The following is a 13,397-nucleotide window of genomic DNA, read 5'->3' on the forward strand; positions in this document are numbered from 1 at the left end:
TGGCGCGCCCGGGCTCAGCCGCGGACCACGTGCTCGCCCAGGATCCGCAGCGTGCGCTCGCGCACGGCTGGGTCCGGGGCCGCCGTCGTGACGATCACCTCGTCGGCCTGCACACCGGCGGCGAAGTCCCGCAGCCAGGCGGCCACGGTCTCGCCCGTGCCCACGGCGGTGCGCGCGAGCATGCCGAGCACCTGCTCGCCGGCGGGGGAGTCGAGCAGCATCTCGACCTCGTCGTCGCCGAGGGTGCGGCCGCGGCCGAGCATCATGCGGATGCGGTCGCGCTTGGCCCGCTCCCACTGCGCCTGCGCCTGCTCCTCGGTGTCTGCCGCGATCACGTTCGCGGCGGCGATGAAGTGGGGCTCGGCCAGGTCGGCCGAGGGCTGGAAGTGCTCGCGGTAGACCCGAGCGGCGTGCTCGAGCATCTGCGGGGCGAAGTGGCTCGCGAACGCGTACCCCAGGCCGAGGCGGGCGGCCAGCTGGGCGCCGAACGCAGAGGAGCCCAGGATGTACAGCGGCACGTCGGTGCCCTTGCCCGGGTACGCGTCGATCCCGGGGATCCGGCTCTCGCCCTTCAGGTAGCCCTGCAGCTCCAGGACGTCCTGCGGGAAGTGCTCGGCGGCATCGGGCGAGCGCCGCAGGGCCTGGAGGGTGCGCTGGTCGGTGCCGGGGGCGCGGCCGAGGCCGAGGTCGATGCGGCCCGGGTGGAGCTCGGCCAGCGTGCCGAACTGCTCCGCGATCACCAGCGGGGAGTGGTTGGGCAGCATGACGCCGCCGCTGCCCAGGCGGATGGTGCTCGTCCGGGCGGCCACGTGGGCGATCAGCACGGACGTCGCCGACGAGGCGATCGCGGGCATGTTGTGGTGCTCTGCGTACCAGACACGGCGGAAGCCCTCCTCCTCGGCCACGCTCGCCAGGCGCACCGACTGCGCGATGGCCTCGCCGGCCCCCTCGCCGGGGCGGGCCACGGCGAGGTCCAGGAGGGACAGCGGGAGGGGTGTGGGGTCAGGCGTCTCGGTCATGGTGCTCCTCGGGCGGTAGGCGGGCAGTGCTCTCCCCTCGTGGAGCGTCCGCGGGGGCCCGGCTATTCCAGCGGTGCCCCGCCCCGTGCTCCACGTCTCAGGCCGAGTGCTGCACGCCCGGTGCCGCCCTCCCCGGGCACGACGCCGGCCGGCCGCCTCCCTGGGGGAGACGACCGGCCGGCGTCGTGGACCGCGCGGAGGCGCGGGTCAGCAGGAGTAGTACAGCTCGAACTCGTAGGGGTTCGGCCGCAGCGAGAGCGGAGTGAGCTCCTTCTCCCGCTTGTAGTCGATCCAGGTGCGGATGATCTCCTCGGTGAACACGTCACCGGCGAGGAGGAACTCGTGGTCCTCCTCGAGCGCGGCGAGCGCCTCCTCGAGGCTCGTGGGCGCCTTCTGGATGTCCGCGGCCTCCTCCGGGGGCAGCTCGTAGAGGTCCTTGTCGATCGGCTCGGCCGGCTCGATGCGGTTGCGGATGCCGTCCAGGCCGGCCATCAGCTGCGCGGCGAACGCGAGGTAGGGGTTGCCCGAGGCGTCCGGGGCGCGGAACTCGAGGCGCTTGGCCTTCGGGTTGGAGCCGGTGATCGGGATGCGGATGCCCGCGGAGCGGTTGCCCTGCGAGTAGACCATCGAGACCGGGGCCTCGTAGCCGGGCACGAGGCGGCGGTAGGAGTTCACCGTCGGGTTGGTGAACGCCAGCACGGCGGAGGCGTGGTGCAGCAGGCCGCCGATGTACCAGCGCGCGGTGTCCGAGAGGTTGGCGTAGCCCTTCTCGTCGTAGAACAGCGGCTCGCCGCCCATCCACAGCGACTGGTGGCAGTGCATGCCCGAGCCGGCCTCGCCGAAGACCGGCTTCGGCATGAAGGTGGCGGACTTGCCGAACATGTCGGCGACGTTCTTCACGACGTACTTGAACTTCAGCAGGTCGTCCGCGGAGTGGGTGAGGGTGTTGAACCGGTAGTTGATCTCCGCCTGGCCGGCCGAGCCCACCTCGTGGTGGGAGCGCTCCACCGTCAGGCCCACCTCGGCGAGCATCGTGCAGATCTCGTCCCGCAGGTCGGCCTGCTTGTCCGTGGGGGAGACGGGGAAGTAGCCGCCCTGCTTGGGCGTCTTGTAGCCGAGGTTGCCGCCCTCCTCCACGCGGTTGGTGTTCCAGTAGGCCTCCTCGGAGTCCACGGCGTAGGAGGCGCCGCGCGCGGAGGACTCCCAGCGCACGTCGTCGAACACGTGGAACTCGGCCTCGGGGGCGAAGAACGCGGTGTCCGCGATGCCCGTGGAGGTGAGGTAGGCCTCGGCGCGCTGGGCCACGCCGCGGGGGTCGCGGCGGTAGGGCTCGCCGGTGCGGGGGTTCACGATGGAGAAGTTCATGGCGAGCGTCTTGCGCACGCGGAACGGGTCCAGGTAGGCGGTCTCCACATCCGGGATGAGCTGCATGTCGGACTCGGCCAGGCCGGCGAAGCCGCGGATGGAGGAGCCGTCGAACAGCTGGCCCGTGACGAAGAAGTCCTCGTCCACGGAGGAGGCGGGGACGTTGAAGTGGTGCTGCATGCCCGGCAGATCGGTGAAGCGGATGTCGACGAACTCGACACCCTCCTGCTCGATGTACGCGAGGACTTCTGCGGGGGAGGTGAACACGGTTCTCTCCTGGCCTTCCTGGGACGGAACGGGGGCGCCGGCAGACACCCGGGCCCGCCGGCCGACGCCCTCCAGACTACTCAGGGGGCGACGTTCCAGCGTAGCCAGAGACTCTTCGTGACTGCTGTGGCGCGCCGGGCGACGACTACGCTGGAGGGGTGGCACACCGAGCGACCGACCCCCCTGACCGGCCCGACGAGTCCCGGCGCGACGCCGGAGACCGCGCCGAGCCGCTCATCACGCGCGCGGACCTCGCGGGGTGGGTGGACGGCCCGGGCGGCGGCCGCGCGGCGGGGCGGTGGCCCGGCGACCTCCTCGGCCTCCCCCAGCGCGGTCCGGCCTCCATGGCGACGGCGGCCCGCCGATTCGGGGCGCTGTGCATCGACTGGGCGCTCGCCCTCGTCGTCTCGAACCTCGTGTTCGGCGGTGAGGCGATCGCCACGCTGCTCGTCTTCGCGGTGATGCACGTCGTCGGGATCTCCCTGCTGGCCACCACCGTGGGCAAGGCCCTGCTGCGCACCCAGGTGGTGCGCGTGGGCGGCCGCACCGCGCCCGTCCACCGCGTCCTCGTCCGGACGGTCCTGCTGTGCCTCGTGCTGCCCGCCGTCGTGGTGGACCCCGATGGGCGCGGCATGCATGACCGCGTGGCGGGCACCGTCGAGATCCGCATGTGAGCGCGCCGAGACGCGACAGGGGCGGCCCACCGTGCTGGTGGGCCGCCCCTGTCGCGTCCGGTCCGGACGTGGCACCGAGCGGGCCTCAGCGGCCGCGCATGCCTCGGCGGTCGGCGCGGGCGCGCATCGGGTCGATCCCCTTGGGGATCGGAGGGCGGGAGGTGTTCAGGGCGGACAGGCGCTTGTCGATCGCGCTGACCTCCTGGTCGGTGAGCGTCTTCTTCATGGACTTCAGCGTCTTGGGCACGAGGTGCAGGGGCGTCTGGCCCTCCCCGTTGCCGGCCTGCACCACGTGCACGGGCACGTTGGGCAGGAAGCGCTCGAGGCTGCGCTCCTCCTTGGCCAGCAGCTTCGCCAGGCGCGGGGCGGGGCCCTCGGTGACGAGCACGACGCCGGGGCGGCCGATCGCGCGGTACACGACGTCCTGGGTCTTCGGGTTCACGGCCACGGGCTGCTCGGGCACGATCCAGCCGCGGCGCAGCGTGGACAGGGCGGCGCCGACGGATCCGGGACGCCCCTCGAGCTGGGCGAACATGGCCCGCTCCGCGAGGCGGTTCATCACGATCACCGCGGCGAGCACGCCGAAGGGGATGGCGATCAGCAGCCACGTGATCCAGTTGTGCAGCAGCAGGCCGATGACCAGGCCCACCACCAGCGCGGCCGAGAAGGCCAGCGCCATCCACAGCACGACCTTCGGGTTGTGCTGGCGGGTCATGGCGAAGACCTGCTTGAGCTGCGTGAGGATGCCGGGGCCGCCGGAGGAGCGCTTGCGCCGGCGGTCCGCCTTCGCGTCCACCTTCATCTGGCGGCGCCGCTCGCGCTGCATGGCCTTGACCTCCTTGAGGGAGGTGGATCCGGCGGAGGGCGAGGGGGTCTGCGTGTTCTTGGCCATAGCGGGGTCCAGTCTACCGGGGCCGGATCAGGACATCCGCGCGACGACGGCCGAGGCCTCCTGGCGCGCGGTCCGCTCGCCGGCGAGGTGGGTGAGGTTCGCGGGCAGCGTGCGGCCGAGGCGCTCCATGGCCTGCGCGTAGAGCTTCCCGGCGCGGTAGGAGGAGCGCACGAGGGGGCCGGCCATGACGCCCGTGAAGCCGATCTGCTCGGCGCGCTCCGACCACTGCACGAACTCGGTGGGCTTCACCCAGCGGTCGATCGGGTGGTGGAGCTTGGACGGGCGCACGTACTGCGTGATCGTGATGATGTCGCAGCCGGCCTCGTGGAGGTCCACGAGCGCCTGGTCGATCTCCTCGTCCGTCTCGCCCATGCCCAGGATGAGGTTGGACTTCGTCACCAGCTCGTCCGCCTTGGCCATCGTCAGGACGCGGAGGGACTTCTCGTACGTGAAGGCGGGACGGATGCGCTTGAAGATGCGCGGCACGGTCTCCAGGTTGTGGGCGAAGACCTCCGGGCGGGCGTCGAAGACCTGCTGCACGAGCTCGGGGACCGCCCCGAAGTCCGGGGGCAGGATCTCGACGCCGGTCCCGGGGTTCAGCTCGTGGATGCGCCGGATGGTCTCCGCGTAGAGCCACGCGGCGCCGTCCTTCTGGTCGTCGCGGGCCACGCCCGTGACGGTGGCATAGCGCAGGTCCATCTCCCGGATGTTCTCGGCGACCTTGAGCGGCTCGTCCATGTCCAGGGGGAGCGGACGGCCCGAGGCGATGTCACAGAAGTCGCAGCGCCGGGTGCAGATGTCGCCGCCGATGAGGAACGTGGCCTCGCGGTCCTCCCAGCACTCGAAGATGTTGGGGCAGCCGGCCTCCTCGCACACGGTGTGCAGGCCGGAGCCCTTCACCTTGTTCTTCAGGGAGATGTACTCCGGGCCCATGTGCACCTTGGCCTTGGTCCACTCGGGCTTGCGCTCCACGGGGACCTCGGCGTTGCGGGCCTCGACGCGCAGCAGGCGGCGTCCTTCGGGTGCGGTGCTCATGCGGTGGGTCCTTCCGTGGGGGTGACGGCGATGTACCGGGGGCCGAGCTCCTCCAGGTGGCGGGTGAGCACGGGGACGACGTCGGCCGGCGTGATGGTCCGGCCCGTCTCCTCGGTGAGCGTGGTGGTGGCGGCGTCGGCGATGCCGCACGCGATGATGCCCGCGTAGGGGGCGAGGGAGTTGGAGCAGTTCAGGGCGAAGCCGTGGGTGGACACGCCGTCGTGGATGGCCAGGCCGATGGCGCCGAGCTTGCGGTCCGGGCGCGCCGCGCCGTCGGCGTCCGTGTCGCTGAGGACCCAGATGCCGGCCCGGCCGTCCACGCGGACGGCGGTGACGCCGTACGCGGCGGCCGTGCGGATCAGCAGCTCCTCCAGGAACCACACGTAGTCCTTCACGTGCGCGCGGTCCTTCAGGCGCACCACGGGGTAGCCGACCAGCTGGCCGGGGCCGTGCCACGTGATCTTCCCGCCGCGGTCCACGTCCACCACGGGGGCGCCGTCGGCGGGACGCTCGTGGTCCTCGGTGCGGCGGCCCGCGGTGTACACCGGGGCGTGCTCCAGGAGCAGGAACTCGCCCGCGGAGCGGCCGGCGACGACGTCGTCGTGGAGCGACTTCTGGCGGTCCCATGCCGCGTGGTAGTCGACGAGGTCAGGGGCCAGGCCGAGCACGCGCAGGGGAGGGAGGAGGGGGTCGGACATGCCGTCCACTGTATCCCTCGGGCCCCGGGAGCCGGGCGCGGAGGGACGGGTCCGCCTCGGCCTGTGGACAACCCGGCTCGCGGGTCCTGGAGGAGGCACGATGGTGGCGGGGGCCGGAGGAGGCCCTCCCGGGCGCCTGTCGGAGGCGGTCGGAGGGATCGGGAGGGGAGCGCGCGATGGGGGCGCACGGAGGGGGCGAGGGGCCCGAGGCTCGGTACGGGCGCCTGGATCCCGCGGGAGCGGAGCCGGGGGCGGCGCCGGAGGACGCGGCCGAGGACGGCGCTCCCCGGGTCCCCGGCTGGGAGGCCGTGCGGCTGCTGGGCGAGGGGTCCCAGGCTCGCGTGTGGCTGGTCCGGGACGCCGCCGGGGGCGAGGCCGCCCTCAAGGTGCCCCGCTCCCCGGCCGCGGGGGATTCGCTCTCGGCGGAGGCGGCTGCCCTCGCGCACGTGCGGCATCCGCACCTCGTCGCCGTGCTGGGAACCGTGCCGACGGACCAGGGCACGGGCATGCTGAGCGAGCATCGGCCTGCGGGGTCGCTCGCGGACCTCGTGCGCGAGGCCGGGCCGCTCACCCCGGGCCAGGCGGTGACCATCCTCGTGCCCATGGCCCAGGCCCTGGCCCGGCTGCACGAGCACGGGATCGTCCACGGGGACGTCTCCCCGGGCAACGTGCTCTTCGGCGTGGACGGCAGCCCGGCCCTCGCGGACCTCGGGGTGGCGCGCGTCGTCGGGGGAGCCCAGGGTGTCGGCGGCACGCCCGGGTTCGCGGCGCCCGAGGTGCTGCGGGCGCTGCAGGAGGCGGAGGCGCCAGCGGACGGGGAGCGGGCCGCTGCGCCGGTCCGCCCCACCGCCGCGTCGGACGTGTTCTCGTGGGCCGCCCTGGGGTGGTTCGCGCTGACCGGGCGGGCGCCCGGGCCCCACGGCAGCCGGGCGCCGCTGCCCGTGCTCGTGCCGGAGGTCCCCCCGGAGCTCGCGATCCTGCTGGACGCGGCGCTCGACCCCGACCCCGCGGGCAGGCCGAGCGCCCTGGAGGGCGCCTCCGCCGCCTACGCGGCCGCCGCTCCGGAGCCCGTTCCCCTCCACGAGGCGGCTCCGATCGAGGTGGCCCACCTGCTGCCCACGCTCCTGCCCGGCGGCGGAGGGCCGGGCACGAGGCACGGACGGCGGAGGCGGACCGGGGGCCGAGGTGCGGTGGGCCGGCGACGCCGACGGGCGCCTGGACCGGCCGTGGGACTCGCGGCGGGGGCCGTCGCGCTCCTGGCGGGGCTGGCCGTGGCGGGCGCCGTGCTGCACCGGACCGCGGACGGCCCCGCGGCCGGGGAGGGAGAGGGACCGGCGGCGCCGTCGGCGCCGGCGAGTGCCGCCCCCGCGTCGGGCACCCCGCCCTCGTCGAGTGCGGCCGGCCGGCCACCGGACGCTGCGGCGTCGTCCACCCGGCACGGGGTGTCGGGGGCGGCCTCCGGGGAGGCACCCGGGGACCCGTCCACCGGCACCGAGGCCTCGGCCCGCCCGGAGGAGCTGTCGGAGGACGCCGTCGCGCTCGAGGAGGTCCTGGCGGGGGTGGGCCGCGCGCGGACGGCCGCGCTCGAGGACCCGCGGGCGGAGCGGCTGGAGGCCTACGCCGTTCCGGGCAGTCCCGCGTGGCGCAGGGACGCCGCGGTGCAGCGGGACCTGGCCGGCGGCGGCTACGCGTTCGCCGGGCTCACGGTGTCCGTGGAGCCAGACGGGGCCGCCGAGGTCGAGGGGGATGCGCTGCGGGTGCCGGCCCGGATCGTCACGAGTGCGCACGCGGTGCAGGACGGCGCCGGCGCCGTCGTCGGGGACGTGGAGGAGCGAGAAGAGGCCGTGGAGCTGACCCTGCGCGCGGACGGGACGCGGTGGCGCGTGGAACGGGTGGACCCTCGCTGAGCCGTCCGGGGACGGGGAACGCCGTGCGCCCCGAGGATCTCTCCTCGGGGCACACGGCGTGAACGCGGCTCAGCCGCAGAGGCGGATCAGTGCCAGAGCAGCGCGATCAGCATGTTGACCAGGCCCAGGCCGCCCACGGCGTGGGCCAGGCCGGTGGGCACGGCCTCGCCGCGGTTGAGGCGGCGCCGACCCAGCAGGGCGGCCACGAACACGATGACGCCGATCAGGAACTTGATCCCCAGCTTCATGTGGTTCGGGTCCTCCCACGTGGCCATGGCCACGCCGAAGAGCGCGATGCCCGTGAGGATCATGCCGATCGAGCCGATCCACTGCGAGGCGGTCACGGTGGGGTTGCGGAAGTGGGCGAACCAGCCGCCCACGATCGCCGCGGCCGAGACCACGTGGATCGTCACCAGGATGGTGGTCAGGACGTCCATGACGGTCCCCTCAGAGGCCGAGCTCGGGAGCGAACTCGCCGGCCTCGAGGCGCTGCTTGAGCGTCTGGAGGAAGCGTCCGGCGTCCGCGCCGTCCACGAGGCGGTGATCGTAGGTCAGGGACAGGTACATCATGTGGCGGATGGCGATGGTGTCGTTGCCGTCGGCGTCGGCCACCACCATCGGGCGCTTCACGATCGCACCGGTGCCCAGGATGCCCACCTGCGGCTGGTTGATGATCGGCGTGTCGAACAGGGCGCCCACGGAGCCGATGTTCGTGATGGAGAAGGTGCCGCCCGAGAGCTCGTCCGCGGAGATCTTGTTGGTCCGGGTGCGCTCGGCCACGTCCGCGATCTTCTGCGCGATGCCCGTCAGGTTCAGCGAGCCGGTGTCCTTGATGACGGGCACCAGGAGGCCCTTCTCGGTGTCCACCGCGATCGCGATGTCCTCCGAGGAGTGGTAGGTGATCTCCTTGTTGTCCTCGGAGAAGGACGCGTTCAGCTTGGGGTGCTGCTTGAGCGCCTCGGCCACGGCCTTCGTGATGAACGGCAGGTAGGTGAGCTTGACGCCCGACTGCTGCTGGAAGGAGGACTTCGCCTTGGCGCGCAGCTGCACGATGCGGGTCATGTCCACCTCGTGCACCTGGGTCAGCTGCGTCGAGAGGTCCAGGGACTCGCGCATGCGCTGGGCGATGACCTGGCGGATGCGCGGGGCCTTCTCGGTCTCGCCGCGGACCGAGGGGTCCACGGAGGACGCGGCGGCCTGCGGGGCCGAGGAGGCGGCCGGGGCGGCGGACTCGGCGGGGGCAGTGGCCTCGTCACCGGAGGACTTCTTGGCGAGCGAGGCCGCCAGGACGTCCTGCTTGCGGATGCGGCCGCCCACGCCGGTGCCGCGCACCGTGGAGAGGTCGACGTCGTTCTGGTGCGCCAGGCGGCGGACCAGCGGGGTGACGTAGCCCTGGCCGGGCTCGGTCGCGGAGGGCTCGGCCTTCGCCTCGCCGGACTCCTTCGCGGAGGACTCCTGCTCGATCGCCTTCTCGGAGGCGGACTCCTCGGGGGCCTCGGCGGCGGGCTCGGTGCCGGCGTCCTCGGCGGCCTCCTCGGTCTCGGTCGGGACCGCGGCCTTGGTGGCGGCGTCCTCGATCTCCTCCGGGGTGGCCTCGTCCCCGGCGGGGGAGGCGTCCGACGAGGCGTCCGACGAGGGCTGCGAGCCGCCGGCGGAGCCGGAGCCGGAGCCCACGAGCGCCAGCACGGCGCCGACCTCGACGGTCTCGTCTTCCTGGGCCTTGATCTCCACCAGGGTGCCGGCCACGGGGGATGGGATCTCGGTGTCGACCTTGTCCGTGGAGACCTCGAGCAGCGGCTCGTCGACCTCCACGTCGTCGCCGACCTCCTTGAGCCAGCGGGTGACGGTGCCCTCGGTGACGGACTCGCCCAGGGCGGGGAGGGTCACCTCGGTGGCCTCGCCGGCCTGGCCGCCGGAGGACTGCTGGTCCGCCTCGGTGCTGGCGCGCTCCTCGGGAGCGGGCTCACCGGCGGGCTCCTGCTGCTGCTCGTCCTCCTGGGCCTCCTCGGCGGCCGGCTCCTCGGCCTCGGCGGGCTCCTCGGACGGGGCGTCGTCGGACTGCGCGGAGCCGGAGCCGTCGCCGATGGTCGCCAGCGGGGCGCCGACCTCGACGGTCTCGTCCTCGTCGGCCAGAATCTCCTCGAGCACGCCGGCCACGGGGGACGGGATCTCGGTGTCGACCTTGTCGGTGGAGATCTCCACCAGGGGCTCGTCGACGGCGACCTCGTCGCCGACGGCCTTCAGCCAGCGGGTCACGGTTCCTTCGGTGACGGACTCACCGAGGGCGGGCAGGTTCACGGTTTCGGACATGGGACCGTCTCTCCTCACGGGGGTGGCGCGGCGGCTGCGGATCGCCGCCGCGCCGGGGTGGGTGGGTGGGACCGTCGGACGGCCCCGTCAAGGGTCTGGCTCGGTCGGTCAGCCGTGCAGCGGGTGGCCGAACAGGGCCATCGCGGCCTCGCCGAGCGACTCGTTCTGCGTCGGGTGGGCGTGCACGAACTGGGCGACGTCCTCCGGGTAGGCCTCCCAGTTCACGATGAGCTGCGCCTCGCCGATCTGCTCGCTGATGCGCTTGCCCACGCCGTGGACGCCGACGATGGGGCCGTTCTTCTGGCGCACCAGCTTGATGATGCCGCCGGTGCCGAGGATGGAGGACTTGCCGTTGCCGGCCAGGTTGTACTCCGCGACCTCGACGTTGTCCTTGCCGAACTTCTCCTCGGCCTTGGGCTGGGAGTAGCCCACGGACATGATCTCGGGATCGGTGAAGGTGACCTTCGGGATGTTGATGTCCTCGACGACCATCGGGTTGTTGCCCGCGATCTCCTCGGCGACGAAGATGCCCTGCTGGTAGCCGCGGTGCGCGAGCTGCAGGCCGGGCACGATGTCGCCGACGGCGTAGATGTTGCCCACGCCGGTGTGGAGGCGCTCGTTCGTGATGACGAAGCCGCGGTCCAGGGTGATGCCCTGCTCCTCGAAGCCGAGGCCTTCGGTGTTCGGGCCGCGGCCCACGGCGACGAGGCACACCTCGGCCTCGAACTCCTTGCCGTCGGCCAGGGTCACCTTGACGCCGGACTCGGTCTCCTCGACCTTGTCGAAGAAGGTGCCGAGGCTGCTCTTGATGCCGCGCTTCTTGAACTCGCGCTCCACGATCTTGATGATCGCGGGGTCCTCGTTGGCCACGAGGTTCTTCAGGCCCTCGATGATGGTGACCTCCACGCCGAACGAGTTCCACAGGGAGGCGAACTCGGACCCGATGACGCCGCCGCCGAGCACGATGGCGGACTTGGGGGTGTAGTCCAGCTCCAGGGCCTCGGTGGAGGTCATGATCTTCTTGGAGATCGGCAGGCCCATCGTCTTCGAGACGGACCCGGAGGCCAGCACGATGTTCTTGGCCTTGTAGCGGGTGCCGTCGACCTCGATCTCGTCCTGGGAGACGAGCTTGCCCTCACCCTCGATGACCTGGACCTTGCGCATCTTCATGAGGCCGGTGAGGCCCTTGTGCTTGCCGGCGACGATGCCGTCCTTGTAGTCGCGCACCTTCGCCATGTCCACGGACTCGAGCGTGGCGTTGACGCCGAACTTCTCGGCGTGGCGGGTCTCGTCGGCCACCTCGGCGGCGTGGAGGTAGGCCTTCGTGGGGATGCAGCCCCAGTGGAGGCAGGTGCCGCCGAGCTTGGCCTTCTCGACCAGGCCGACGGTCATGCCGTACTGGACGGCCCGGAGGGCTGCCGCGTACCCGGCGGAGCCACCGCCGAGGACGAGGACGTCGAATTCCTGAGCGGTTGCCGAATCGGCCACTTGTCATGCTCCTTGTGCTGGGAGTGGGTGGAGCAGGGGATCCCTGCTGGTCACCGCCTCCCCGCCGGCCCGGCACAGAGCCGGGACCGGGACGGGGGACGGACGTCGGAGCCCACCTTACCCGGCGCGTCCTGCGATGAGACCAACCAGGGTGCGCACCATCACGCCGGTCGCGTCGCGGGGGGTGTAGCCGTGGGCCGCGGCGTCGTTGAAGGAGGGTCCGGCGATGTCCAGGTGGGCCCACGGGGTCGGGCTCTCGGCGCGCTCGGCGGCGTCGCGGCCGGCGTCGACGAACTCGCGCAGGAAGGCGGCGGCGGTCATCATCCCGCCGAACTTGTCGCCCATGTTCGAGAGGTCCGCCACGCGCGAGTCCAGCGAGGCGCGCTGGTTCTCCGGGATGGGCATGGCCCACGCCAGCTCGCCCACGCGGTCGGCCGCCGCCACGACCTCCGCGCGCAGGGCCTCGTCCCCCATCACGCCGGTGTAGCGCGTGCCGAGGGCGACGAGCTGGGCGCCGGTCAGGGTGGCGATGTCCAGCACGGCGTCGGGGCGCTCGTCCGTGGCGGCGACGAGCGCGTCGGCCATCACGACGCGTCCCTCGGCGTCCGTGTTCATGATCTCCACGGTCTTGCCGCCGTACATGGTCACGACGTCGGAGGGGCGGATGGCGGTGTCCGAGGGCATGTTCTCCGCGAGGGCCAGCCAGCCCGTGACCTTCACGGGCAGCTGGAGGGCGGCCGCGGCGCGGACGACGGCGAACACGGTGGCGGCGCCGGCCATGTCCGACTTCATGGTCATCATGGAGGCGGCCGGCTTGAGGGAGATGCCGCCGGTGTCGAAGGTGATGCCCTTGCCCACGAGGGCGATGTGGGCGGCGGCGCCCTCCGGGGCGTGCTCGAGGCGCACGAGGCGCGGCGGACGGGAGGAGCCCTGGCCGATCGCCAGGATGCCGCCGAAGCCCTCGGCGGCCAGCCTCCCCTCGTCCCACACGGTGACGTCCACGGACGTCCCGGCCAGGTCCTGCTCCACCGCGTCCGCGAAGGTGGAGGGGTAGAGGTGTGAGGGGGCCGTGTTCACGAGGTCGCGCACGGCGCACACGGCGTCGCCCACGACGGCGGCGCGGCGCAGGGCGGGGCCGGCGACGTCCTCGCCCAGGTCGGTGACGACCTCGAGGGACCGCACCGGGCGGGAGCGGCGGGACTCCTCGCGGACGGCCTCGGACTTCAGGGCCGTGAACGCGTAGGCGCCCATGGCGGCGCCCTCCGCGACGGCGGCGAGGCGCTCCGCGGAGTCGGACGGCAGGGCGAGGGCCACGGCGTCGGTGCCGGCCAGGGAGCGCACGGCGGCGCCGGCCGCGCGGCGCAGCGCCTCGGAGCTCACGCCGCCCTCCTCGTCCAGCGGGCCCACGCCCACGAGCACGAGCAGGGGCACGGGGGAGCCGCCGACACCGGGGAGGCGGTGGACCTCGTCCGCGCCGCCGCGCACGCCCAGCAGCTCGAGCGAGGCCTCGAGCGCGGTGGCCGCCTCGGCCGGCAGGGCATCCGTGAGCAGCAGCGGCCCGTCCGGTCCGGAGCCCACCCCCACCACCAGGGCGGACGCGGTCACGTCCTCGAGGGTGCGGGCGGTCAGGGACGGACGGTCCTGTGCGATCACGGTGGTGCCTCTTTCTCTTCTCGGCGGGGACTGCGGGACGGGTGGGCCGGCGACACCCGTGTGACGCGGCCCTCATCGGTCATCCTAGT

Annotated in this window: 11 protein-coding genes; 2 read left to right on the forward strand and 9 right to left on the reverse strand. The window is 73.0% G+C overall.

Going from position 1 to position 13,397, the window contains the following annotated elements; translation table 11 throughout:
• Positions 1-14: 14 nt before the first annotated feature.
• The gene (locus tag NJC10_RS09260; RefSeq protein ID WP_319076143.1) at positions 15-1,019 is read right to left on the reverse strand and encodes an LLM class flavin-dependent oxidoreductase; all 1,005 of its coding nucleotides are present in this window, start codon (positions 1,017-1,019) and stop codon (positions 15-17) included.
• Between the two features lie 207 nt (positions 1,020-1,226).
• Positions 1,227-2,651, reverse strand: a complete 1,425-nt coding sequence (gene glnA / locus NJC10_RS09265) for a type I glutamate--ammonia ligase (protein WP_248115676.1) — start codon at positions 2,649-2,651, stop codon at positions 1,227-1,229.
• Between the two features lie 158 nt (positions 2,652-2,809).
• On the opposite strand from glnA, the gene NJC10_RS09270 reads away from it, so the two are divergent.
• On the forward strand, positions 2,810-3,325 hold the full coding sequence (locus tag NJC10_RS09270; RefSeq protein WP_319076145.1) for an RDD family protein: 516 nt from the start codon (positions 2,810-2,812) through the stop codon (positions 3,323-3,325).
• A gap of 85 nt (positions 3,326-3,410) precedes the next feature.
• Here NJC10_RS09270 and NJC10_RS09275 read toward each other — a convergent pair whose 3' ends face one another.
• The 3 genes from NJC10_RS09275 to lipB are packed head-to-tail and all read right to left on the reverse strand — an operon-like array spanning position 3,411 to position 5,950.
• Complete coding sequence (locus NJC10_RS09275) at positions 3,411-4,217, reverse strand: DUF4191 domain-containing protein (RefSeq protein ID WP_248115674.1); 807 nt, start codon at positions 4,215-4,217, stop codon at positions 3,411-3,413.
• A gap of 27 nt (positions 4,218-4,244) precedes the next feature.
• Positions 4,245-5,252, reverse strand: a complete 1,008-nt coding sequence (gene lipA / locus NJC10_RS09280; protein WP_319076146.1) for a lipoyl synthase — start codon at positions 5,250-5,252, stop codon at positions 4,245-4,247.
• Positions 5,249-5,950: a lipoyl(octanoyl) transferase LipB gene (gene lipB / locus NJC10_RS09285; protein ID WP_319076148.1), complete on the reverse strand. Its 702-nt coding sequence runs from the start codon at positions 5,948-5,950 to the stop codon at positions 5,249-5,251. Before lipB ends, lipA begins: the two co-directional genes overlap by 4 nt.
• Before the next feature lie 176 nt (positions 5,951-6,126).
• Here lipB and NJC10_RS09290 point away from each other — a divergent pair, with 176 nt between their 5' ends.
• Entirely contained in the window at positions 6,127-7,857 is a 1,731-nt protein-coding gene (locus tag NJC10_RS09290; RefSeq protein ID WP_319076150.1) for a serine/threonine-protein kinase, read from the forward strand.
• Between the two features lie 86 nt (positions 7,858-7,943).
• On the opposite strand, the gene NJC10_RS09295 is transcribed toward NJC10_RS09290, so the two are convergent.
• The 4 genes from NJC10_RS09295 to NJC10_RS09310 all read right to left on the reverse strand — a co-directional run bounded on the left by NJC10_RS09295 (position 7,944) and on the right by NJC10_RS09310 (position 13,308).
• Positions 7,944-8,294 carry a hypothetical protein gene (locus NJC10_RS09295; RefSeq protein WP_248115670.1) on the reverse strand — a complete coding sequence of 117 codons (351 nt, stop codon included), beginning with the start codon at positions 8,292-8,294 and terminating at the stop codon, positions 7,944-7,946.
• A gap of 10 nt (positions 8,295-8,304) precedes the next feature.
• The gene (gene sucB / locus NJC10_RS09300; protein ID WP_319076152.1) at positions 8,305-10,167 is read right to left on the reverse strand and encodes a 2-oxoglutarate dehydrogenase, E2 component, dihydrolipoamide succinyltransferase; all 1,863 of its coding nucleotides are present in this window, start codon (positions 10,165-10,167) and stop codon (positions 8,305-8,307) included.
• A 108-nt stretch (positions 10,168-10,275) separates the two neighbouring features.
• Positions 10,276-11,655 (reverse strand): dihydrolipoyl dehydrogenase, encoded by a 1,380-nt coding sequence (gene lpdA / locus NJC10_RS09305; RefSeq protein ID WP_319076153.1) that lies wholly within the window; start codon positions 11,653-11,655, stop codon positions 10,276-10,278.
• A gap of 117 nt (positions 11,656-11,772) precedes the next feature.
• On the reverse strand, positions 11,773-13,308 hold the full coding sequence (locus tag NJC10_RS09310) for a leucyl aminopeptidase (RefSeq protein ID WP_319076155.1): 1,536 nt from the start codon (positions 13,306-13,308) through the stop codon (positions 11,773-11,775).
• Positions 13,309-13,397: the final 89 nt, after the last annotated feature.

The sequence above is a fragment of the Micrococcus sp. M4NT genome, from assembly GCF_033790745.1.
Taxonomy (GTDB): Bacteria; Actinomycetota; Actinomycetes; order Actinomycetales; family Micrococcaceae; genus Micrococcus.

Coding starts and splice junctions, on each gene's coding strand:
- sucB (WP_319076152.1), bottom strand. CDS start 10,167: ATGTCCGAAACCGTGAACCTGCCCGCCCTCGGTGAGTCCGTCACCGAA.
- NJC10_RS09295 (WP_248115670.1), bottom strand. CDS start 8,294: ATGGACGTCCTGACCACCATCCTGGTGACGATCCACGTGGTCTCGGCC.
- NJC10_RS09290 (WP_319076150.1), top strand. CDS start 6,127: ATGGGGGCGCACGGAGGGGGCGAGGGGCCCGAGGCTCGGTACGGGCGC.
- NJC10_RS09260 (WP_319076143.1), bottom strand. CDS start 1,019: ATGACCGAGACGCCTGACCCCACACCCCTCCCGCTGTCCCTCCTGGAC.
- NJC10_RS09275 (WP_248115674.1), bottom strand. CDS start 4,217: ATGGCCAAGAACACGCAGACCCCCTCGCCCTCCGCCGGATCCACCTCC.
- lipA (WP_319076146.1), bottom strand. CDS start 5,252: ATGAGCACCGCACCCGAAGGACGCCGCCTGCTGCGCGTCGAGGCCCGC.
- lipB (WP_319076148.1), bottom strand. CDS start 5,950: ATGTCCGACCCCCTCCTCCCTCCCCTGCGCGTGCTCGGCCTGGCCCCT.